Raw genomic sequence first — 21,749 nt, forward strand, 5'->3', positions numbered from 1 at the left:
ATCAGAGCCCGACCATGGCCCGGATATCTAGGGGCGAGGCGCCATCAGCGCGATATTTGGCGATTGCACGAGCATCATCGCGCTTTGCCAGTCGTTTACCAGCCTCGTCCCGGATCAGGCGATGATGAAGATACGCGGGCGTTGGCAGGTCTAGCAGCGCTTGCAACACAACATGAATGCGCGTGGCTTCAAACAGATCCTGACCGCGCACAACACGGGTGATCTTTTGGGCCGCGTCGTCCAGAACCACTGACAGGTGATAGGATGTGCCCATGTCGCGACGCGACAGGACGACATCGCCGATGGTGGCCCTTAACTCTTCTGGTGTGAAGACGATATGGCCGCTTTCATTCAATGGCCCAAGACCAAGTTCTTGAAAACAGCCACCGGGGTTCGTGTCACCAAAAACCAGATTGGCGGCCTTTGCGATGTCCAATCTCAGCGGTTGATCCTTGGGGCGCGCGCGCTTGCTTAGATCGGTACCTTGCCAGCGAACATGGCACGTGCCCGGATAAATGATTCCATCCGGTCCCAGCAGCGCGGCACCTTCTTGCGGAGCGCTGGCCGCAGCGGCGATGTCTTTTCGATTGCACGAACACGGATACAACAGGCCACGGTCCCAAAGATCGTCCAGGGCCTGATTGTAGGTCTGCTGTCGTTCGGATTGGCGCATCACTGGTTGCGGCCATGTCAGACCCAGCCATTTGAGATCACTATAGATCTGGTCTTCCCAATGGGCGCGGGATCGGGACTGATCGATGTCTTCGATCCGCAACAGGAAATCCCCGCCTTCGGATTCAGCCATGTCGTAAGCCACGATTGCAGAATAGGCGTGCCCAAGGTGTAGTGGACCTGTTGGAGATGGGGCAAAACGAGTGGTGAAAGTCACGTCTTTTCTAGTACATACACGTCAGATTTAAGGTCCATACCCGGCAAATGCGGACCATGTTCGCGGAACAGCAACCGGGCGGCCCCCATATCGAGCCAATCATTCAAACGGCAGGTATAAGTATGATCCGCAAGCGTATGATCGTTAAAGGAAAACGCAAGCATCCCACCTTTCGGAAGCGCCTTCATCAGCAGATCCAGTGTTTCAGGCGGCGCGGCACCAGTGCCAATCACTCCGATGGCGGTGATTACAGTATAAGCGTCCTGCGTCAGCGGTTCGGGATCGGTGATCTCAAAGCTGGACAGGTCGTGATAGACACCTTTGGCGGCTGCAACTTCAAGCATGTTGGGCGTCGGATCCATCCCATCGATCACTTTGAACCCCGCCGCGTGCAGCGCAACGCCCGACAGGCCTGTTCCGCAGCCATAGTCCAGAACAGGAATGTCCGACTGCGGTATCTGCGACCACAACGCTTCGGCCACGCGACCGGGTGTGGCATAGCCTTGTGCGGCAACCTCATCCTCGTAGGTCGCGGCCCATTTCTGATAGTGTTCCTGAGTGTCCTCGGGCGTTTCAAGGTCGTAGGTACTTTGGAAAAACTTGTCGTTCATGTAACCATGCTAGGCCGAGCGAGCATGGCGCGTCCAGTCAGCATTGTTCCAGCCAGCTAGTCCATTCGGCCTTAGCGCGATCTGTATAGGCTTTATAGCGGTCCTTGCGGCCCCGGCGCCCACCCTTTAGGCCCTCTACCGGGCGGAACAAGCCGAAATTGACGTTCATGGGCTGAAACGTCTTGGCTTCGGCCCCACCAGTGATGTGATGGATCAAAGCACCCATGGCGCTGTCGTGCGGTACATCCGGCAGCGTGTGACCCAGAATCTCAGCCGCAGCCAATCGGCCTGCCAACAATCCCATCGCAGCACTTTCAACGTAACCTTCAACGCCGGTGATCTGACCTGCAAAGCGAATATTGGATTTGGATTTCAGCCGCATCTGCGCATCCAGCAATGTGGGCGAGTTGATGAACGTGTTGCGGTGAATGCCACCCAACCGCGCAAAGCTGGCGTCCTGCAAGCCGGGGATCATACGAAACACCTCGGTCTGCGCGCCGTATTTCATCTTGGTTTGGAACCCGACAATGTTGAACAACGTGCCAAGGGCATTGTCCCGTCGAAGTTGGACCACCGCATGGGGTTTGACGTCAGGTTGATGAGGGTTGGTCAGGCCAACCGGTTTCATCGGCCCATGACGCAAGGTTTCGCGTCCACGTTCCGACATGACCTCGATCGGCAGGCAGCCGTCGAAATACCCGGCCGTCTCGCCTTCGTGGAACTCGGCTTTGTCCGCAGCCAACAGTGCATCAATGAACGCCTCGTACTGATCTCGATCCATCGGGCAGTTCAGATAGGCGGTGCGTTCTTCCTCGGTCTCACCCTTGTCATAACGCGACTGCATCCAGGCTTTGCTCATATCGATGCTATCGGCATAGACAATCGGGGCGATTGCATCAAAGAAGGCCAGCGCCTCAGCACCCGTTTGGGTTTTGATCGCTTCGCCCAAAGCCGGAGAGGTCAGAGGGCCCGTGGCAAAGATCCATTGGCCATCATCCGGCAAGGTGGTGACTTCTTCATCCGTGATTGTAATGCGAGGATGCGCGCGCAACTTGGCAGTCACACCTTCGGCAAACGGATCGCGATCGACAGCCAGGGCACCGCCGGCGGGCAAACGGTACGCGTCAGCGGTGGTCATTATCAGACCGTTCGCAGCGCGCATCTCCCAATGCAGCAGGCCAACGGCGTTCTGCTCATCATCATCCGAGCGGAAGGAATTCGAACACACCATCTCGGCCAGATTACCGGTCTGATGGGCGAATGTTCCGACAGTAGGGCGCATTTCGTGAATCACGACATCGACGCCCATTTCAGCGGCCTGCCAGGCAGCTTCGGACCCGGCCATGCCGCCGCCCACGATATGCAAAACTTGTGTCATGCGCTGCCACATAGGGCAGAGAACCGACGGACGCAACTCAGGCGCGGGCTTACATTCGCGATTTTGTCAGGAGGGGTCTTGGGGTCGCCGCTGCGGGAATGTCAACGCTGGTGAGAGAGACCAGCTCGGAGGGACCTTCCGCCCACGGCGACCCAGAAGTATGTTCAAGGCCTCGGCCTCGACCCAGCTTTGCCACAGTGTTGCCCTTTTGAAAAGTGCTAAAATGCGAACAGTCGTAAAAAAAGTAGATGACAATTGCGTTATTGGGTCCAATTGGGCGGACGTTTTTCAATAAATGCAGAAATGCCTTCTTCTGTATCCCGATGCAGCATATTCTGTGCCATTACCTCGCCAGTATAGGCGTAGGCCTGGTCAATCGGCATTTCAAGCTGTTGATAATATGCTTCTTTTCCGATTTTGACGGCAGTGCCAAGCTTGGCCGCAATCTGCTCGGCCAACGATATCGTCTCATGCTCAAGCAGCATTTCCGGTACCACTCGGTTCACCAGCCCCAGCTCTGCTGCGCGTTCGGCAGAGATGAAGTCCCCGGTCGTCAGCATCTCAAACGCTTGTTTTCTGGGGATGTTCCGGCTTAGCGCAACCATCGGGGTCGAACAGAACAGGCCGATATTCACGCCGTTTACACCAAATCGCGTGCCTTCGGCGGCAACAGCCAGGTCGCATGTGGCCACCAATTGGCATCCTGCTGCGGTCGCGATCCCATGAACCTGGGCAATGACAGGTTGGGGCAGGGACTGGATCGACATCATCATTTTGGCGCAGCGACCAAAGAGATCCTGAAAATAGGCTTTGCCACCATCTTCTGAGCTGCGTCCGGCCGTCATTTGTTTCAGGTCATGGCCAGCGCAAAACGCCTTACCCGATCCAGACAGCGTAACCGCACGGATGGAACTGTCTTCGCGCAGCGCATCAAACTCGGCCTGCAAAGCCGCCAGCATCTCGTCGCTCAGGGCATTCAGCCGGTCAGGAGCGTTCAGTTTCAGCTGTGCAACCGCGCCTGTGTCGTTACGTTCCAGAATTGCCATCTTGCCCTCCTGCTGGCTATCGGGCCAACTCTAGGACGGTAATTGAAGGAGGGGAAGCATGGCGTTGGCAATGACCAAGGACGAACTGTCACAATATCTGACAGAGGTCTTTCCGCAGATACACAAAGACTTTGTCGTCGAGGATTTGACCGAAGACAGCATCACCATGCGGCTTGTCGTGGATGATCGCCATCTGCGACCCGGTGGTACCGTTTCAGGTCCATCGATGTTCGGGCTGGCTGACGTATGTGTCTACGCCATGGTACTTGCACGAAAAGGACGTCAGTCTTTGGCGGTCACCACCAACAGCTCACTGGATTTTCTGCGCAAACCAGAAGGCGATGCGGACATGATTGCTAAATGCCGGTTGCTTAAGTTGGGTCGCACTTTAGCGGTTGGAGATGTGCTGATGTACTCAGACGGGTCTGATCATCCGGTTGCACGGGCCAGCATGACATATTCATTGCCTCCCGCGGGGTCTGCTGCCGCCAATTTCGGATAAAAAAGGGCCGGGGACTTGCCCCGGCCTAGGAAGAGGTCCCTGAATGGGACTGGGGATCGTTCGTTAGTTCCAGAAATAGCGTTTCACTTCTCGGTGGGCCTGATGCCGTGTTAAACCGACATCCTCGAGCAGCCTGTCATCCAGATAACCTAGATTAATCCGGCTGCGCCGACGGCGTTCCCATTGAGTGACCGCCGCCGCAAACCGCACGGCCAGCGCGGCGATCAACGGCAGTCGGGGACTGTCATTCAGCAGCAAGAGGGCGGGGTTGTGCATTGTGCGTGTCATCTCAGTGTTCCTTTCAAATTGTATTGACACAAATCATAAATGTTCGGTACATCTGCTTGATACATTCGAAATTGTGTCAAAATCAAAGGAAGAATTGTAATGGATACAATTTGGCCAGACTCTCTGCCGAAATCCAAAGGACCGAAGTATACTCTGGTCGCTGACACAATAAGAAAATCTATTGAAAACAAATCTCTGAAAGTAGGTGTTAAGCTTCCTCCAGTGCGGGAACTGGCCTATAGGTTACAAATTACGCCAGGAACGGTTGCGCGGGCTTACACCATCCTGACGGATGAAGGCTTGCTACAAGCTGAGGTCGGACGTGGTACATTTGTCGCCCCGCCAAAATCCCCGATTCTGGACGATGTCTGGTCCAGGCAGCTGCATTTGCGAGACGATAAGTACGAAGCAAATGTTAGCCTGTTCAGTCCGCGCTTGCCGGATGTGGGGCAGGTGGCCCTGATCCGCGCATGTCTGGCAAAGATCGCCCAAGGCGACCCAAGGATGTTCATGAACTATCCGACACGTGACGCTTATCAGTTGGTGCGGCAAGTGGTGGTCGACTGGTTGTCGGATTTACCGTTGGGCGTGCTGACGGCAGATGACATCGTGCTGACCCATGGCGGGCAAAGTGGCCTGTGTGTTGTGTTTCAAACCATTTTGAGCGGCCCAAAGCCTGTCGTTTTGGTCGAAGACCTGTCTTATGCTGGGTTTCGTCGGGCGGGCGAATTGATGCGGGCGGATGTCATCGGCGTGAGAATGGACAAATGGGGGATCAGCCCCGAAGCGCTGGACCAAGTCCTACGGCACACACAGGCTCAGGCGATTTGCGTTTCACCCGAGGTTCAGAACCCAACTGGGGGACATTCCCCGTTGGAACGGCGCAAGGAAGTTGTTGAGATTGCGCGGAAATACGACCTTCAGGTTATCGAAGACGATTGCTATCGCATGGGAGAGGCGCGCGCGCCCAGCTATCGCGCGCTTGCGCCAGAACGGGGGTGGCATGTGTCATCCATTTCCAAAACTCTGACACCGGCGCTGCGCGTCGGGTTTGCGATCGCCCCAAAGGAACGCAGCGGCGATTTGCGGCGGTCTGCTGAATACGGCTATTTTGGGCTGGCGCAGCCCTTGGCAGAATTGACCCGCTTGATGCTTGGGGACTCTAGTGCGCGGCAGCTGGCTGCGGATGTTCGGTCTAAAATGGGTGAATATGTCCGAGTGGCCGTGAATGCCTTAGGCGGGTTCGATTTGAACTGGGATCCCGATATTCCGTTTGTCTGGTTGAACCTGCCATCTGGCTGGCGATCTGCCGCATTCAGCCGCGCTGCCGAGAGAGAGGGGATACAGCTACGATCTGCAGATGAGTTTGCCCTGCGGGACGGGCGCGCGCCCAACGCCGTACGCATCGCAGTGAACGGGCATATCTCGCTGCGACAGTTTGAAGACGCGATGTTGCGATTGCGCGCTTTGCTGGACAATCCGCCCGAACAAATCAGCGTCTGACCCCTCAGGTCAGAGGATCGGGATCACCAAAGAAGCCTGACAAGTATGAGATTTTGCCATCCGCACCCAAACGGACAAAATCATGACCTTCGACCATTTTTGATCCATCATCGGCAACCATATGCCAGGTAAAGTGAACAACATCGTGATGCGAGTTCGGGGCACTGGTGATTTCTACCCGTCCACCAGCGCTTTGCAGCACTTCTCCGATGTGAACGCACAGGTTCTGCCGCCCACTGATCGCAGCTGTCGGATCGGAGTATTGCCCTGTGTCTGCGAAGCAGCGCGTTAGCAATTCCAATCGTCTATCTGCATCCATTTCCTGCCATGCAGCGCCATAATCATAAATGACTTGGTTCAGATCGGACATTGGATCTTCCTTCAATATGGTGGCAAGCATATGCAGAGATGATAGCAGGCTGCCTGCGAAGGTGCGAATTCACCTGTAAATGGTGGGGTATTTTAATACCTATTTTATAAGGCATTGTTTTCGATCACTTAAAACAGCTTTGTGTGTGTTGACGCGCTTCCCGACTAGGTCTAAACCCCATCCATCGAATTCGGGCCGCTCCGCACGTGGGCGGTCTTTCACATCAAACAGGACTATCCTGCCATGAAAACCTTTTCTGCAACACCTGCAGACATCGACAAGAAATGGATCCTGATCGACGCCGAGGGCGTTGTTCTTGGTCGTCTTGCCTCGATCGTCGCCATGCGTCTGCGTGGCAAGCACAAAGCGTCGTTCACCCCGAACATGGACATGGGCGACAATGTCATCGTGATCAACGCTGATAAAATCCAGATGACCGGCAAGAAGCGCGAAGAAAACTTCTACTGGCACACTGGCCACCCGGGCGGCATCAAATCCCGCACCAAGCAGCAGATCCTTGAGGGTAAACACCCCGAGCGTGTTGTGACCCAAGCGGTCAAGCGCATGCTGCCGGGCAACCGTCTTGCACGCACTCAGATGACCAACCTGCGCGTTTACGCTGGTGCCGAGCATCCCCATGAGGCGCAAGCGCCCGAAGTTCTGGATGTTGCATCCATGAACAAGAAAAACACCCGGAGCTAATGACCATGGCTGATCAGATCAATACTCTCGAAGAGCTGAGCGCCGTTGCAGGCGTTGAAGCTGTGGCCGAAGAAGTCATCGTGCGTGAGCCCGTACGTGACGAACTGGGCCGTTCGTATGCCACCGGCAAGCGTAAAGACGCTGTTGCTCGCGTTTGGATCAAGCCGGGTTCCGGCAAGGTTACCGTAAACGGCAAAGACCAGGACGTGTATTTCGCACGCCCCGTTCTGCAGCTGATCCTGCGCCAGCCGTTCCAAATTGCTGGTGTCGAAGGTGAGTTCGACGTTGTTGCAACCGTCAAAGGCGGTGGCCTGACCGGTCAGGCCGGTGCGGTTAAGCATGGTATTTCCAAAGCGCTGCAGCTGTACGATCCGTCCTTGCGTGGTGCCCTGAAAGCCGCTGGCTTCCTGACCCGCGACAGCCGCGTTGTGGAACGTAAGAAATACGGTAAGCGCAAAGCGCGTCGTTCGTTCCAGTTCTCGAAGCGTTAATTTCAAATCGCTTTGTGATCCCAGATTTTGGGGCGTCCGCGTGTATGCGGGCGCCCTTTTGCTTACGGACTAAGCAGCATCATGCCGCTTTGGATGAAGTCGTTAGATAATCAACCAAGAATTTGTAAACCTGTTTCGTGAAGGCGGGTCATTACCGGGAAGAGCGTAAGTTCTCTTCCGGCTGGTCGCCGCGATTGAGGGCGAAACACCATGGTTGAAACATCAATCGATGACATCGTTGAACACGCCATCACCTCCAGCGAGAACCGGCATCAACTATGGGTCAGGCTGGTCTCGGACCTGAACTGCGTATTGTTATGCGAGGTTGGCGTCTGGAAGGGACAGTTTGCTGAGATGCTGCTTGGACAAATCCCGGCAATTGAAGCCTATACACTGATTGATCCATGGCGGAATTTACCGGATTGGAACAAGCCCGCCAACAGATCGAATATCGAGTTTGAACAGATCAGGGAAGAGGCGCTGTACCGCGTGCGCCCGCATATGGACAAGGTCATCGAAATCCGGGACACGACCAAAAACGCGCAACAGCACATTCCGGACGGCTCGCTTGATTTTACATATATCGATGGGGATCATACGCTGCGCGGGATCACCATGGATTTGTTCTCAATGCTGCCGAAAATTCGGAAGAATGGCTTCATCGGTGGTGACGATTTTACCAAAACGATCTGGCAGCACAGCAATGAGTTCAGCCCCAGCGAAGTGTTTCCTTACGCGATTTACTTTTGCGAGGCGCGGGGTTTGCCGATTTACACGCTGCCATTCAACCAGTTCCTGATCGTCAATGACCCGAGCGGTTTTCGCGTTATCGACCACGGCGGGTATGCAGATCTGACACCGGCGCAGATATACACACAGCCCAAATTACAATCCTTGCGGAAGAAATTGAAGAAGATGTTGAAATCATGAAGTTTCCGAAAGGGGCGACGGCCCCTTCCGGTTGATACTCAGACTTGGTTATTCTTCGTAAACCAACTTCCAGGCGCCATTTTCTACGACGTTCACAAACACCGTATCGGCCCCCTGATGGTCATCAGGCCCATATGAAATATGGTTTCCAACCAGCTCATCCTGATAATTGAGGGATTCCATTGCGGCGATAAAGCTCTCATGCGTAAGGTCAGGGCCTGCCGCATCCAGCGCTTTGACCATCATCTCGGCCGCTGAATAGCCAAGCATCGCAAACCCGACCGGATCTTCGCCGGTTGCTGCTTTGTATTCTTCGATAAACGCGGCAGGAACCGGTTCGTCGGCGCGCGCCCACAGATCTTGCCAAGACGCAGCGGCATAGAACCCGTCGGTCACGCCACCGGGCACCTGAGCTACAACGGTCAGGAAACTGGCAGAGGTGCCGAGGAACTTCATATCCTCAAGACCCATCTTTTTGGCAGTTCCAACAACGGTAATCGCCTGACGCACACCAAGTGCCATCGTGACGATGCCACAGCCTTCGTCCTTAAGCTTGCTGAGCGAGCCAACAAAGTCCGTCTCATCCGGTTTATGCGTGGTTTCCGCCGCAAATGAGATGCCAGCCTCTTCGGCACCGGCTTTGCTGCCTTCCAGAATTTCCTCACCAAAATCAGTGGGCAGGTACATGGTGCAAACTGCCTGAGAGCCGAACTGATCGGCCAGGTATTTCACACCGATGCGGCTCTGATCAAAATAGGTCGAGAAGGATGTGAACTTGTTGTCCATCGGCTCTTGCAGCATCTGCCGGGCCGCGGTCAGGGGGGCGACGTTCGGGATGCCCTTGGGATCCAGCAGTTTGAACCCGGCCACGTTCATCGGTGTGCCCAGCGATTGCAGCATGGCAAACACTTTGTCGCGGTTCAGCAGCTTGTTATACCCCTGCATCGCGCGCGGCATCTGATAGCCGTTATCCTCGACCACAAAGCGGATGGTGCGGCCATGCACACCGCCTTCGGCGTTGACCCGATCAAAGACCACATTGGCGCCCTTGGTCGCCGGGACGCCGACCGCGGCAAAAATCCCGCTCAGGTCATTGACCGAGCCTATGACGATTTCATCGTCGGATACGCCTTGCGTGTCTGCCCAAGCCAGCGTCGCTGACGCCGTCAAAGCGGTGGCCGTGGCCAGCCGTTTGAAAATGGTGCTCATCTTTTTCCTCCCTTTAATCCCTTGTCTAATTGTACATGTCTTCAATGAGATGTCCGTGTTTCTTTTCCACCAGCCCGCGTTTCAATTTCATTGTCGCGGTCAGCTCATCGTCTTCAGCGGTCAGCAAAACGTCGATCAGCCGAAAATCCTTGATCTGTTCAACGCGCGCGAACTCCTTGTTCACCGCAGCCACTTCGGCGCCGATCAGTTCTTTCACTGCGGATGCCGCGCAGAGAGAAGCGAAATTCGAGAACGGAATTTTCCGATCCTGTGCGAATTTTTCAACATTTTCCTGATCGATCATGATCAGAGCCGACAGGAACTTTCGCTGATCTCCGATAATCACAGCATCAGAAACATAGTGACTGAACTTCAATCGGCTTTCGATCTCGGCCGGGGTGATATTCTTGCCGCCCGCAGTGATGATGATGTCTTTCAGACGGCCGGTGATGGTGATGTAGCCGTCTTCATCGATATGGCCCAGATCGCCCGTGCGCAGCCAACCGTCCGAGGTAAATGTTTCTGCGGTTTTGGCATTGTTGCGCCAATACCCCTGAAAGACATTCATACCCTTCAGTTGGATTTCACCCTGATCCGAAATGCGGATGTCATTGCCTGCGACAGCCCGGCCAATTGTCCCGATTCTGTTTTCCTCTGTCGTGTTCAGTGACGCGAGACCTGCCGTTTCCGTCATCCCGAACCCTTCGACCAGAGGAACGCCAATGGCCCAATACCATTTTAGCAATTCCGTCGAAATCGGAGCCGCACCCGAACCACCGCGCCGCAGTCTGTCCATTCCCAGCATCCGTCGCACATTTTTTAGGACCAGATGATCCCAAACCCAATACCGGGCGGCAACGCCGACAGGGACGGGTGTGCCGGTTGTCAGATATTCCGCCCGCGCCAGCCCCGCCTTCAAGGCCATCCCAAAGGCCAGACGCCCCAAAGGTGTCGCGTCTTGGGTCAGGATTTGGACCTGAGAATAGATCTTCTCCCACACACGCGGCACCGCTGTGAAGGTGCTGGGCGACACCTCTTGCAAGTTGGCAAACACCGTCTCGGGGCTTTCCGCGAAATTTACAGTGCATCTGCCCGCCAGCGGGTAAAAGACCGATACATCGCGTTCAAGGATATGACACAGCGGCAGAAAACACAGCTGTTCGTCACTTGCCAAAGTAGGCAGGGCGCGGGCACCAGATTCGATGGCGGCGAGTATGTTTTCATGGCTTAGCATTGCGCCTTTGGGCTGGCCGGTTGTTCCGGACGTATAGACCAGCAACGCGGTATCTTGCGGTTTTGCCAGCGCAATTTCTGCTTCAAACATGCCAGAGTGTTCGGCCTCAGCCTGTTTGCCGATGTCGTACAGGTCTTTGATCATCATGCAGCGCGGGTGATCCAGATCGTGCAGGCCTTCGTCTTCCAGGATGATGACTCTGAGCAGATCGGGAACTTCGGCCTCGATCTCCAGAAACTTGTCCAGCTGTTCCTCGTCCTCGACGATCAGAAATCGGCTGCCGCTGTCATTGATCAGGTACTGCAACTGGCTGGCGGCATCCGTGGTATAGACACCCGAGGAGATCCCGCCGATCCCTTGAATGCCCATGTCGAACCAGGCCCACTCCTTGCGATCCTCGGACAGAACCGAAACCACGTCACCACGTTCCAGCCCCAATTGACGCAAACCCAGTCCGATCCATTTGGCATGCTGCCAGTAGTCGCTCCAGGAATAGGATTTCCAGACACCGAGGTCTTTTTCTCGATGTGCAGTGCGATCACCCAACTCGGCGCAGCGACTTTGGAACAGCTGGCAAATCGTGACGCACCCATCCACACGCAGCGGGCGCTGTCCCGGAGTTGCGTTGAACTGAACACCGTTGATCGTGATCTGCGCGGGCAGGGGGCTGTTCTCCATCCGGGTCACCTCCACGTCTTTTTACGCTTCCAGCGGCGATTTTCGCGCGCGCCATCTTGCTGAGCGCCAAGGTAGAAATCCTGAATGTCTTCGGATTCTAGCAGAACATCTGCCGCGCCATCCATGACAATGCGGCCAACCTCCATGACATATCCATGATCGGCCAGTTCCAATGCTGCGTGGGCGTTTTGTTCAACCAGCATCATTGTCATGTTCTGTTCTTCGTTCAGGCGTTTGAGGATGCCGAAGATCTCTTGCACCAGCAGCGGAGAAAGCCCGAGGGAGGGTTCGTCCAACAGCATGATTTTGGGATTGGCCATCAGACCACGTCCGATCGCCAGCATCTGCTGTTGCCCGCCGGACAAGGTTCCGGCCTCTTGCTGGCGACGGTCTTTCAGAACCGGAAAGTAATCGAATACCAGTTCCCGGTCGCGTTCGATCTGCGCTTTGTCCTTGAGTGTGTACGCCCCAAGGCTCAGGTTGTCATTCACTGTGAGCAGGGGAAAGACTTCGCGCCCTTCGGGGACATGGACGATGCCTTTTTGTACGACCTTATGCGGTTCAGACCCTTGGATGTCCCGCCCATCAAAGGTGATCTTGCCCTTTTCAGGGTCCATCACACCGGACACGGTCTTCATCAGTGTTGTCTTGCCCGCACCGTTGGCCCCAAGAATAGAAACGATCTGACCTGGGTGAACATCCAGCGAGACACCGCGAATGGCCATGATCGGACCATAGAAACTCTCGATATTGCGGATCTTCAGGATTGGCTCGCTCATGAAGCTTTCCCCAGATACGCCTCGATCACGGCGGGGTGCGACTGCACCTCGACTGGGGTGCCAAGGGCCAGTTTTGCCCCGTCGGCCATGGCCAAAACGCGATCAGACACGCCGGACACCAGCCCCATGTCATGCTCAACCATCAACACCGTGATTCCCATCTGCCGCCGGATATCGTCGATCCACCAACGCATGTCCGTAGTCTCTTCGACCGACAGGCCCGAGGCCGGTTCGTCCAGCAGCAATAATTTGGGGTCGGTGGCCAAGGCACGGGCGACCTCGACCACTTTGCGCACACCGTAGGGCAGGCCCGAAATCATCTTGTCGCGGAAGGCCTGCAGGTCAAGAAAATCGATGATTTCTTCGACTTTTTCGCGGTTCTCCAGTTCTTGCCGCCGCGCCGAGGGGCTAAACAGGATCTCTGAAATCAAATTGGTCTTGCGATGCCGATGCCGCCCGACCAGCAGGTTTTGCAAGACGGTCGCGTGTTCGAACAGCTCGATATTCTGAAACGTGCGCGCGACGCCATATTCAGCGACGCCCGAGGGTTTCACCTGCAACAGGTCATGCCCGTCAAACCGGATCGATCCCGCGTGTGGATCGTAAAAGCGCGAAATCAGGTTGAATACAGTGGATTTACCGGCACCGTTGGGGCCAACGATGGCAAATACCTCGCCTTCTTGAACCTCGAACGACAGATCATTCACGGCAGTCAGGCCACCGAACTTTAGCGTGACGTTTTCAAACTCCAGCATACTCATCTCAGACGCTCCGTCTTGAGATAGGATTTCTGCCGTTTGAACATGTCCTTGCGGTAGAAGGGGAAAAGCTCGAACCAGGTGCGGATTTTCAGCCAGCGGCCATACATGCCCATGGGTTCGAACAGGATAAAGCAGATCAGGATCACGCCGAAGATGCCAAATTCCAGCCCCGGAATGGCGACCGTGTTGCCACCAAACGCGGCGGCAACGTATTCCTTCGAGATCGACAGGAACTGCGGCAGAAATCCGATGACGATGGCACCAAGAAAGGCGCCATGGATCGAACCCAGCCCACCGATGACGATCATCATCAGCAACTGGATCGAGATCAGGACGCTAAACGTTTCGTTGTTGAACGCGCCGGCATAAAGCCCCATCAACGCACCCGCCCATCCGGTCACGGCGCAAGACAGTGCAAACGAGAGGGTCTTGGTTTTGGCAACATCCACGCCCATCGCCTGCGCCGAGACTTCGGAATCGCGCACGGCAATGAAGCTGCGCCCCAACGGCGCGCGCAGCAGATTGATGTATCCAAGGGTGACCACAATGGCGACGATCAGGACCAGCCAGAAAAACTGATCCGGTGTCGCCCAACGGTCGACCAGATGACCGAAGATTTCCACGCCACCTAGATACTTACCCGCGACACCGCCGGTGATCGGCTCGGCCAATACAATGACATCGTCCATCAGAATGGACAGGGCCATGGTGAATATCGCGAGGTATATGCCATGCAGGCGCAGGGCAGGGATGGCAACCGTCACTCCGGCAACCCCGGTCAGGATACCCGCCAGAGGGAAGGCAATCAGGAAGGGAACCCCGGCCTCGATCAGGATGGCATTGGCATAACAGCCAAAAGCCAGAAAGGCTGCGTGGCCCAGGCTGACCTGACCCGTGTGCCCCGTCAGGATCATCAAGCCAAGACCGGCGATGGCCCAGATCAGGACGTTGGTCAGCTCGCCAAGGTAGAAATCGTCCAGCAGCCAGGGTGCTGCGGCAACAATTATCAGCAAGATCAGGTACATGGTTAGTTGAAAACTGTCCTTCCACGGCCTGATATCCTGCATGTAATCCGTTTTGAAAACAATCCGCATGCGTCTAGACCTTCTTGACCCGAACCTGACTGAACAGCCCGTTGGGGCGGAATATGAGGACGGCCAGAAGTAAGGCGTAAGGTGCAATCTGACTGTAACCCGCAGCAATGTAGCGGCTGGCAAAGGGTTCGATTACGCCAACGATCAACCCTCCGGCCAAGGCACCGGGCAGGCTGCCGAACCCACCGATCACGGCGGCAGCAAAAGCTTTGATTCCCAACAGGCCAGTGGTTGGATCGACAGACCCTTTGGCCGCAAAGAGAATGCCGGCGATACCGGCAACCACTCCGGCTAAGGCCCAGATAATCCCCTGAACACGTTTGACGGGGACACCCATGTAATAGGCGGCCAACTGGTTCTGCGACGCGCCCTGCATCGCCAGACCCAACTTGGTTTTGCTGAAAAAGACATACAGGCCCCAGGTCAGCAAGACGGTAACGACAATGACGGCCACATCCTCCATCCCCAGCACCAACCCGCCAAACCGAACTTCTTTGCCAGCCAACGGGTTTTGCAGCGTCTGCGGTTCGTGACCCCAGATCAAACCGGCAGCAAATCGGATCACAAAACCCAATGCGATGGTGAGGATAACAACAGCGGTCTGACTTTCCCCAAACAGGCGGCGGATGATCAGGCGATCCAGAAGGTAGCCCAAAGCCCCCATGATCCCCAGTGAGATCGGCAGGGCCAGCCAAAAGGGCAAGCCCATATATTCGGTATTTGTCAGGCCAATGGTCACAAAGGCGCCCAGCATCATGAAATCGCCTTGCGCGAAGTTCACAGCCTCGGTCGCCTTGTAGATCAGAACAAAACCAAGCGCGATCAGGCCGTAGACACAGCCATTCGCCAGCCCGCTGATCAGCAGCTGCGCGTTATCCAAACTCTCCTCCCCATGTCGGTTGGCCGACGTTTGAACCGCGCGCTGATTTGCTTAGATGCGCGGGTCTTGTTCTACTATGGCGTGATAATCACCTTTCCGTCACTCTTTTTCAGCGCATCTGCGAGATTTGGGATCAAATTTTTCAACGTAAGCCGTTCCGAGACATCGGTTTTCCACCGGCCATCGGCAAAACGCGCCTGAACCTCGGCCACCACACGCATCTGATCGGCGGGGGGCGTGGACATCATCCATTGGGTCAGCCAGAACCCCTCGATCCGCTTGCCCATGAAGATCAGCTGCCCCGGCTGGGTCAGGGTAGGGAGTTCACTGCCCAGCTTGCCATAGCAAACCCAGCGCGCCTGATTGGGCATGGCGCAGAACAACTGTTCCGAAAGCTGATCCATGACGGCGTCCAGGAACACGCGCGGTTTCATCGTTGCGCTCAGATCCGCGAATTTCTGCGTGACGTCCGGATCGGTGGTGACCAGAACTTCGGATGCCCCGAGGTTTTTCAGCGACTCCACCGTCTCTTCACGGCGGACCAAAGCGATAGGCTTCAAACCAAGATCCCGGCCCAGGCTACACATCAGTTTGCCAAGCTGACTGGTCGCGGCAGAAACGACAAACGCCTCGCCAGCTTCTTTCGCCATATCGACCATTGCCATCGCGGTCAGCGGGTTCACAATCTGTGCGGCCCCGTCATCGTCCGAGATATCTGGGCGCAGCGGGATGCACATTTGCATCTGGGTAACAACATATTCAGCCCAGGCCCCGGAACCTGCCGCAACAAAGGCGACGCGCTGGCCTTGCAGCGCCTCGGCGCCCTTGCCTGTTGCGACGACATCCCCGCACCCTTCGAAACCGGCTGCTGTACCCTTGAAGCGCGGCTGACCGTACTCGCCTTTGATGAAATGTATGTCAGACGGGTTGACCGAGGCGGTCCGCAAACGGATCAGAACCTGACCCGGACCCGGCTCTGGAACAGGCAATTCCGCCTCTGCCAGCCAATCCGCAGCGTCTTCGATCACCGGCCCCGTCATCGCACCGGAGTATCCATCGTATTTCAAAGTTGTAGCGAACATCGAAGAAGGCAGAGCAGACATTTTTTCATCCTTAAAAAGCGTATGTATAACACGCGATCGGGTAACCGATAACCGGGGTTCAGGCGGGGAAGCTCTAGCTGTGGTACAGGCTGGAGTTTGAAGCAAATCAAACAAAAGCCGCGCGCCGGGTCAACCAAACCGGGCACTGACGTCGCGGCACCTTATCAGAAGCACGGCAAAGGGCCGACCCGACGGGTCGGCCCGATGGTTTTTATTGTTGTGTCAACAGGTTGCGCAGATCCTGCATTTTTTCGACAACCAATTCCGGCGAGGCCTTGATGTCATCAAGGATCCGGATTGCGCCAGTCTTAATGTCCTGGGTCAAAGTGCTGTTCTCGACGGAAGCGACCATGGTCTCATAATCGAAATTCTGTGCTGTCAGCATGCCTCCCTGAATCCAGGAATTGAACAGGTCCTGACCTTGACCTGCGACTGCAGCAACTTGATCGCCGGCCTGTTCGGCAACATCCGAGGCCTGATCAGCAACCGAAGACGCAGCTTCGGACGCTTGTTCGGTCAGTGAGGACGCGGCATCGCCAACTTGCTCTGCAGCGGCGTCAACGGCATCTGCAGCTTGATCCGTCAAAGACGTGGCCGCGTCAGCAGTTTCGTCCGTGGCGGTATCTGCCGCATCCGTCGCGGCGTCCTGAGCGGCCGAAACGGTTTCGTCCACCGCATCATTAACATCCTGTTCCGCGGCCTGAAGCTGTTCGGCCGGGGTTGGCTCGGCTTGGTTGAGGTAAAGATATCCGCCAGCGCCGATTGCGGCGATGACGACTGCAACAATAAGAGTACGCGACATGTGTGTCTCCTTTGGAAAATGTGTCGCCGGGATGGGTCAACGCTAGCGAGTCGCAAAGGGGAATTCCCGAGAAATGTCAGCAGAATACGGGCATGAGCCATGCTACGCTGATCTGGCAGGTGGGGCGTGGCGATAACACGCCAACACACTTGCGCACAGTTATTTTCTTGCTCTGAACACCTTGCAACCATCACGATCAGTCCAACAGGCGGCGATGCGGTTGATTTGCACTGTCGGAAGGGTTTGCAACTCTGGAAGAGTGGCGGAGAGACAGGGATTCGAACCCTGGGTAGGCTTGCACCCACAACGGTTTTCGAGACCGCCCCGTTCGACCACTCCGGCACCTCTCCGCGGGGGGCTGTGAGGGGGGGATTTAGTGAGGAACGCACAACGGTGCAAGCAGAAAATTCCGCAAATCGCCAAAGCCCGGATTTTCCATTGCCTGCAGGCATAAAACTCCTAGGCTATTAGGTATGACATATTTTGCACGGCGTCTCGCCATTCCGTTTCTTGTGCCGCTTGCGGCTTTGGTCCTGATCCCGCTTCAGGTCGCGGCCGCCAACCGTGACCGTGTTGAGGCGTTTTTGACAACAACCGGGTTTGACGTGGCGCTGGAAAGCATTGCGTTGGCTTCGGGATCAGCGCCGCAAATGCTGGGCATTGATCCGGACGGGTTCGGGTCGGATTGGACACGGTTGACCGAAGAAGTATTTGATACCGTGGACATGCACGAAACTGCCGTGGCAATCCTTGAACAAACCCTGAGCGACGAAGCTTTGGGGCATGCCGTTGAGTTTTACGCCTCGGATCTTGGTCAACGGCTGGTCGAGGCCGAGAATGCATCGCATTTGATAGATGACGACGAGGCCAAGCAGCTGGAAGGGCAGGAAATTGTTGCCGGCCTGATCCAGAACGGGTCGCAACGAGTCGAAAGCCTGAAACGGATGAACCGCGCGATCGATTCCACCGGAACGGCTTTGCGCGCGTTGCAGGAGATTCAATTGCGCTTCCTGCTGGCCGCCAGCGCGTCTGGAGTAATTGATCTTCAGCTGGGTGCAGACGAGCTGCGTCAGATGATGAAGCGCAACGAAACCGCTATGCGCCAGTCTTTGCACTTATCGGCACTGGCAGGGGCGGCATACACCTATCAGGATTTCTCGGATTCGGATGTTGATGCCTATGTCGAGGCGTTGGAACAGCCGTTGATGCAGGAAGTGTATGAGCTGTTGAATGCTATTCAATACGAGATCATGGCGATGAAATTCGAAATTCTGGCGGCAAGAATGGCTGATTTGCATCCCGCACAGGATATCTGATGCGTCTTAATTGCCTTTTAGCTTTTCTGGCTTTTTGGGCCCCGCCATTGATGGCCGACGAAAAGGTCAACCGTTTGGCGGATGCCATGCACCTGTCGCAGGTCATGGACATTCTGGTCGACGAAGCCATGGTCCAGCGCCGCGAGTTGGATGAAACGCTGCTGGACAACACTGGCGGCGCCTTTTTCGAAGCGCAGGTTGAAGACATCTATGACCCGATCTGGATGCAAGAACGCGTGACAGAAGCCTTCGAACGCGGGTTGACGGACAGTCAGTTGGATCAGGCGATCGTGTTCTTCGAAAGCGACTTGGGCCAAACGATCATCTCGCTTGAAAACTCGGCCAGACGCGCAATTTCCGACGATGCGATCGAAGAGATGGCGCGCGAGGCTTATGAAAATACCGCAAGGGACTCGGTGCGCTATGAACTGGTCAACGAGTATATTGAGATCAACAACCTGATAGAACAGAATGTAGAAGGGTCGTTGAGCGCGGATTTCAACTTTTTCCGGGGTCTTGCCTATGGCGAGCTATCGGATGAAGGCGAATTGCTGGCCGAGTTGTTGTCAGAAACAGACAGCAAGACAGAAGAAGCCACGACCTGGTTGTACTCGTTCCTGTTGTTGGCCTATCGACCGATGGACGAAACGCAGATGCGCGAGAACATCGCTTTCTCTCGTACCGATACGGGGCAGGCCGTGAATGAGGCCTTGTTTGACGGGTTTGACCAGATGTTTGACAGCATATCCTTTCGTCTGGGCGAGGCTGCTGCTCAGGTTCTCAGAGGATCAGATATCTGACGCAGGTTGGGTGTTGACTTTCACTGGCAATCTATGGATAAGCGCGCATCCCGGCCGGTTTTCCGCGCCGGGTATCGTTATTATTTGACCCATTGGGCATGTCCCACAGGTCAGTCACACAGCCCGAAAAGGGCGCGCTGTTCGAGGTGGCCTTCAAGTTCATTGGGGCCAAAACACCCAGACGGGGACCACAGAACGCGGGAATGAAAAGGAAAGACGCATGTTTGCGGTCCTCAAGACTGGCGGCAAGCAGTACAAGGTTCAGGCGGGCGATATGCTCCGCGTTGAAAAATTGGCTGCCGACGCAGGTGAAACAATTCAATTCAACGACGTACTGATGCTGGGCGGTGACGCACCGGTTGTTGGCGCACCGTTCATCGAAGGTGCCGGCGTTCAAGCCGAAGTTGTCGAACAGATCAAAGGTGACAAGGTCATCAAGTTCGTCAAACGCCGTCGTAAGCACAGCTCGAAGCGTACCGTTGGCCACCGTCAGAAGCTGACACTGGTCAAAATCACTGACATCCTGTCGTCGGGCGCTGACAAGTCGGGCATCAAAGCGGCAACCGGTTCGGTTTCTGCAGCAGCTGTTGAAGCAGCAGCACCCAAGAAAGCAGCTCCGAAAAAGGCACCCGCCAAGAAAGCCGAAGCACCCGCTGCTGAAGCTGGCGCGGATGACTTGAAGAAATTGTCCGGTGTTGGCCCCGCACTCGAGAAGAAGCTTGTGGCAGCAGGCATCACCACCTTTGCCCAGATCGCGGCATGGACGGATGAAGACGTAGCTGCTATGGACGAGAAACTGTCGTTCAAAGGCCGGATCGAGCGTGAAGGCTGGATCGAACAGGCCAAAGAACTGGCTAAAGGCTAAGGAGAGAGAGAATGGCACATAAAAAAGCTGGCGGTTCCTCCCGTAACGGTCGCGACTCAGCGGGTCGTCGCCTTGGCGTGAAACTGTATGGTGGCCAGGCCGCCATTTCAGGCAACATCATCGTGCGTCAGCGCGGCACCAAGTTTTGGCCGGGCGAAGGCGTAGGCATCGGTAAAGATCACACGATCTTTGCGACCGTCGATGGCGCTGTAAAGTTCCACAAAGGCCTCAAAAACCGCACGTTTATTTCGGTCCTGCCAGTGGCGGAGGCCGCAGAGTAAGCCGAAACCCATAAGGTTTGAAAATTCATGGGGGACCGGCAGCAAATGCCGGTCCCCTTTCTCGTTTTAACGCAGATTTGATCGAATGGTCTGATGACAGTCGCAACCACCAGTTTCCTGATCTTTGCCGCCAGTCAGGTCGGCACGCCGGGGCCGGCCAATATGGTCCTGCTGGGGACAGGTGCGCGCTATGGTTTTCGCGCCGCGTTGCCGTTTGTGGCAGGTGTTGTTCTGGGCAAGCAGCTGATCATCTGGCCCGTTGGGTTTGGGTTGATGCAGGTCGCCGATCAGACTCCGATGGTGTTTGCTGCGCTGAAATATGCTTCGGCGGCATATATTTGCTGGCTTGCGTGGAAAATCGCCAATCTGCGACTTTCGCGTGACGTATCCGTTCAGGACGTGCCCGGTTTTTGGGCCGGGCTGATCGTGCATCCGCTTAATCCCAAGGCCTGGGCGATGATTATTGCAGGGTTCACCGGTTTTGTTGCCGCAGGCACGCCCAGTCTTAACGCGACGTTTACAATCGCTCTGTGTCTATTGCTCTGCCAGATTGTATTGCACCCGATCTGGACTTTTGCAGGCGACAGAATTGCCCATGTGGTTGAAGGAAGGCCTACGGAAAAATATCTGATGTGGACGTTAGCCAGTCTGACTGTTGCGTCCGTATTATTCGTGTTGTTCGGAGGAGGAACGCACTCATGAAACTTGAGACAATTATAAATCAGCCGGTCATCGAAACCGAGCGGTTCGACCTGCGCCCTTTGCGTCGTTCGGATATGGGTCTCGTCGAACATTATGCAGGCGATGAACGCGTTGCGCGTATGACCACCAGCATTCCCCACCCGCTGCCGCCCGGTTCGATCGAAGCCTTCGTGACGCGTTCGATGGCAGACGAGCGGGACGAAGATGTCTGGGCCATGGATGCCACCAAGGATGGTGGTCCGGAACTTATCGGTCTGATTTCCCTGACTCGACTGGATCGCAACCAGACCGAGGTTGGGTACTGGGTTGCACCGGTCTACTGGAACACCGGCGTCGCCTCATTGGCGGTCGAGGCTTTGGTCAATACCAACCCGCTGAAGAACGCGAACATGTTCGCCAGTGTATTTCAGGACAATCCGGCCTCGGCCCGGGTGTTGATTCATTGCGGGTTTGAATACCTCGGCGACGCTGAGAGCTATTCGGTGGCACGCGACGCAAATGTGCCCACCTGGACATATAGTAAGAAACTCTGACT

At 55.6% G+C, this 21,749-nt stretch carries 24 protein-coding genes, 1 tRNA gene and 1 pseudogene; 11 read left to right on the forward strand and 15 right to left on the reverse strand.

Going from position 1 to position 21,749, the window contains the following annotated elements; genetic code table 11:
• Position 1 precedes the first annotated feature (1 nt).
• The 4 genes and pseudogenes from gluQRS to D9K61_RS22475 all read right to left on the reverse strand — a co-directional run.
• Positions 2-889 carry a tRNA glutamyl-Q(34) synthetase GluQRS gene (gene gluQRS, locus D9K61_RS22460; RefSeq protein ID WP_120635413.1) on the reverse strand — a complete coding sequence of 296 codons (888 nt, stop codon included), beginning with the start codon at positions 887-889 and terminating at the stop codon, positions 2-4.
• Positions 886-1,500, reverse strand: a complete 615-nt coding sequence (locus D9K61_RS22465; protein ID WP_120635414.1) for a class I SAM-dependent methyltransferase — start codon at positions 1,498-1,500, stop codon at positions 886-888. The genes gluQRS and D9K61_RS22465 overlap by 4 nt, the downstream gene beginning before the upstream one ends.
• Positions 1,501-1,537: 37 nt before the next feature.
• A complete protein-coding gene (trmFO, locus tag D9K61_RS22470; RefSeq protein WP_120635665.1) occupies positions 1,538-2,878 on the reverse strand; it encodes a methylenetetrahydrofolate--tRNA-(uracil(54)-C(5))-methyltransferase (FADH(2)-oxidizing) TrmFO in 1,341 nt (446 codons plus the stop codon).
• Positions 2,879-3,138: 260 nt separating this feature from the next.
• Positions 3,139-3,933 (reverse strand): annotated as a pseudogene (locus D9K61_RS22475) (enoyl-CoA hydratase); the annotation flags it as partial.
• Positions 3,934-3,982: 49 nt separating this feature from the next.
• Between D9K61_RS22475 and D9K61_RS22480 the strand changes: the two are divergent.
• The gene (locus tag D9K61_RS22480; RefSeq protein ID WP_120635416.1) at positions 3,983-4,426 is read left to right on the forward strand and encodes a PaaI family thioesterase; all 444 of its coding nucleotides are present in this window, start codon (positions 3,983-3,985) and stop codon (positions 4,424-4,426) included.
• 63 nt (positions 4,427-4,489) lie between these two features.
• Here the strand turns inward: D9K61_RS22480 and D9K61_RS22485 are convergent, their stop codons facing one another.
• Complete coding sequence (locus D9K61_RS22485) at positions 4,490-4,714, reverse strand: DUF1127 domain-containing protein (protein ID WP_120635417.1); 225 nt, start codon at positions 4,712-4,714, stop codon at positions 4,490-4,492.
• 99 nt (positions 4,715-4,813) lie between these two features.
• Between D9K61_RS22485 and D9K61_RS22490 the strand changes: the two genes are divergently transcribed.
• Positions 4,814-6,217 (forward strand): PLP-dependent aminotransferase family protein, encoded by a 1,404-nt coding sequence (locus D9K61_RS22490; protein ID WP_120635418.1) that lies wholly within the window; start codon positions 4,814-4,816, stop codon positions 6,215-6,217.
• A 4-nt stretch (positions 6,218-6,221) separates the two neighbouring features.
• On the opposite strand, the gene D9K61_RS22495 is transcribed toward D9K61_RS22490, so the two are convergent.
• The gene (locus D9K61_RS22495; RefSeq protein ID WP_162946999.1) at positions 6,222-6,587 is read right to left on the reverse strand and encodes a nuclear transport factor 2 family protein; all 366 of its coding nucleotides are present in this window, start codon (positions 6,585-6,587) and stop codon (positions 6,222-6,224) included.
• A 243-nt stretch (positions 6,588-6,830) separates the two neighbouring features.
• Between D9K61_RS22495 and rplM the strand changes: the two genes are divergently transcribed.
• The 3 genes from rplM to D9K61_RS22510 all read left to right on the forward strand — a co-directional run bounded on the left by rplM (position 6,831) and on the right by D9K61_RS22510 (position 8,710).
• On the forward strand, positions 6,831-7,289 hold the full coding sequence (rplM, locus tag D9K61_RS22500; RefSeq protein WP_120635420.1) for a 50S ribosomal protein L13: 459 nt from the start codon (positions 6,831-6,833) through the stop codon (positions 7,287-7,289).
• A 5-nt stretch (positions 7,290-7,294) separates the two neighbouring features.
• On the forward strand, positions 7,295-7,780 hold the full coding sequence (gene rpsI, locus D9K61_RS22505; RefSeq protein WP_074736371.1) for a 30S ribosomal protein S9: 486 nt from the start codon (positions 7,295-7,297) through the stop codon (positions 7,778-7,780).
• A 210-nt stretch (positions 7,781-7,990) separates the two neighbouring features.
• Positions 7,991-8,710: a class I SAM-dependent methyltransferase gene (locus D9K61_RS22510; protein ID WP_120635421.1), complete on the forward strand. Its 720-nt coding sequence runs from the start codon at positions 7,991-7,993 to the stop codon at positions 8,708-8,710.
• A 48-nt stretch (positions 8,711-8,758) separates the two neighbouring features.
• Here the strand turns inward: D9K61_RS22510 and D9K61_RS22515 are convergent, their stop codons facing one another.
• From D9K61_RS22515 to D9K61_RS22555, 9 genes are all read right to left on the reverse strand, one after another.
• Complete coding sequence (locus tag D9K61_RS22515) at positions 8,759-9,919, reverse strand: ABC transporter substrate-binding protein (RefSeq protein ID WP_120635422.1); 1,161 nt, start codon at positions 9,917-9,919, stop codon at positions 8,759-8,761.
• Positions 9,920-9,944: 25 nt separating this feature from the next.
• A complete protein-coding gene (locus D9K61_RS22520) occupies positions 9,945-11,831 on the reverse strand; it encodes a long-chain fatty acid--CoA ligase (RefSeq protein WP_120635423.1) in 1,887 nt (628 codons plus the stop codon).
• Positions 11,832-11,836: 5 nt separating this feature from the next.
• Complete coding sequence (locus D9K61_RS22525) at positions 11,837-12,610, reverse strand: ABC transporter ATP-binding protein (RefSeq protein WP_120635424.1); 774 nt, start codon at positions 12,608-12,610, stop codon at positions 11,837-11,839.
• Positions 12,607-13,371 carry an ABC transporter ATP-binding protein gene (locus D9K61_RS22530; protein ID WP_120635425.1) on the reverse strand — a complete coding sequence of 255 codons (765 nt, stop codon included), beginning with the start codon at positions 13,369-13,371 and terminating at the stop codon, positions 12,607-12,609. The genes D9K61_RS22525 and D9K61_RS22530 overlap by 4 nt, the downstream gene beginning before the upstream one ends.
• Positions 13,368-14,465, reverse strand: a complete 1,098-nt coding sequence (locus tag D9K61_RS22535) for a branched-chain amino acid ABC transporter permease (protein ID WP_120635426.1) — start codon at positions 14,463-14,465, stop codon at positions 13,368-13,370. The genes D9K61_RS22530 and D9K61_RS22535 overlap by 4 nt, the downstream gene beginning before the upstream one ends.
• Positions 14,466-14,469: 4 nt before the next feature.
• Complete coding sequence (locus tag D9K61_RS22540; protein WP_120635427.1) at positions 14,470-15,345, reverse strand: branched-chain amino acid ABC transporter permease; 876 nt, start codon at positions 15,343-15,345, stop codon at positions 14,470-14,472.
• A gap of 74 nt (positions 15,346-15,419) precedes the next feature.
• A complete protein-coding gene (locus tag D9K61_RS22545) occupies positions 15,420-16,448 on the reverse strand; it encodes an alcohol dehydrogenase catalytic domain-containing protein (protein WP_120635428.1) in 1,029 nt (342 codons plus the stop codon).
• A gap of 211 nt (positions 16,449-16,659) precedes the next feature.
• A complete protein-coding gene (locus D9K61_RS22550; protein ID WP_120635429.1) occupies positions 16,660-17,250 on the reverse strand; it encodes a hypothetical protein in 591 nt (196 codons plus the stop codon).
• A 260-nt stretch (positions 17,251-17,510) separates the two neighbouring features.
• A tRNA-Ser gene (locus tag D9K61_RS22555) sits at positions 17,511-17,600 on the reverse strand.
• A 123-nt stretch (positions 17,601-17,723) separates the two neighbouring features.
• Here D9K61_RS22555 and D9K61_RS22560 point away from each other — a divergent pair.
• The 6 genes from D9K61_RS22560 (at position 17,724) to D9K61_RS22585 (ending at position 21,747) form a co-directional block, all read left to right on the forward strand.
• Positions 17,724-18,566 (forward strand): DUF2059 domain-containing protein, encoded by an 843-nt coding sequence (locus D9K61_RS22560; RefSeq protein WP_120635430.1) that lies wholly within the window; start codon positions 17,724-17,726, stop codon positions 18,564-18,566.
• Positions 18,566-19,366 carry a DUF2059 domain-containing protein gene (locus tag D9K61_RS22565; RefSeq protein ID WP_120635431.1) on the forward strand — a complete coding sequence of 267 codons (801 nt, stop codon included), beginning with the start codon at positions 18,566-18,568 and terminating at the stop codon, positions 19,364-19,366. The genes D9K61_RS22560 and D9K61_RS22565 overlap by 1 nt, the downstream gene beginning before the upstream one ends.
• 220 nt (positions 19,367-19,586) lie before the next feature.
• Complete coding sequence (locus D9K61_RS22570; protein WP_120635432.1) at positions 19,587-20,231, forward strand: 50S ribosomal protein L21; 645 nt, start codon at positions 19,587-19,589, stop codon at positions 20,229-20,231.
• A gap of 11 nt (positions 20,232-20,242) precedes the next feature.
• Positions 20,243-20,512, forward strand: coding sequence for a 50S ribosomal protein L27 (gene rpmA / locus D9K61_RS22575; protein WP_120635433.1), 270 nt, complete (start codon positions 20,243-20,245; stop codon positions 20,510-20,512).
• 93 nt (positions 20,513-20,605) lie between these two features.
• Entirely contained in the window at positions 20,606-21,214 is a 609-nt protein-coding gene (locus D9K61_RS22580) for a LysE family translocator (protein ID WP_120635434.1), read from the forward strand.
• A complete protein-coding gene (locus tag D9K61_RS22585) occupies positions 21,211-21,747 on the forward strand; it encodes a GNAT family N-acetyltransferase (protein WP_120635435.1) in 537 nt (178 codons plus the stop codon). The genes D9K61_RS22580 and D9K61_RS22585 overlap by 4 nt, the downstream gene beginning before the upstream one ends.
• Positions 21,748-21,749 lie beyond the last annotated feature (2 nt).

It is taken from the genome of Ruegeria sp. EL01 (assembly GCF_900313035.1).
Taxonomy (GTDB): Bacteria; Pseudomonadota; Alphaproteobacteria; order Rhodobacterales; family Rhodobacteraceae; genus Ruegeria.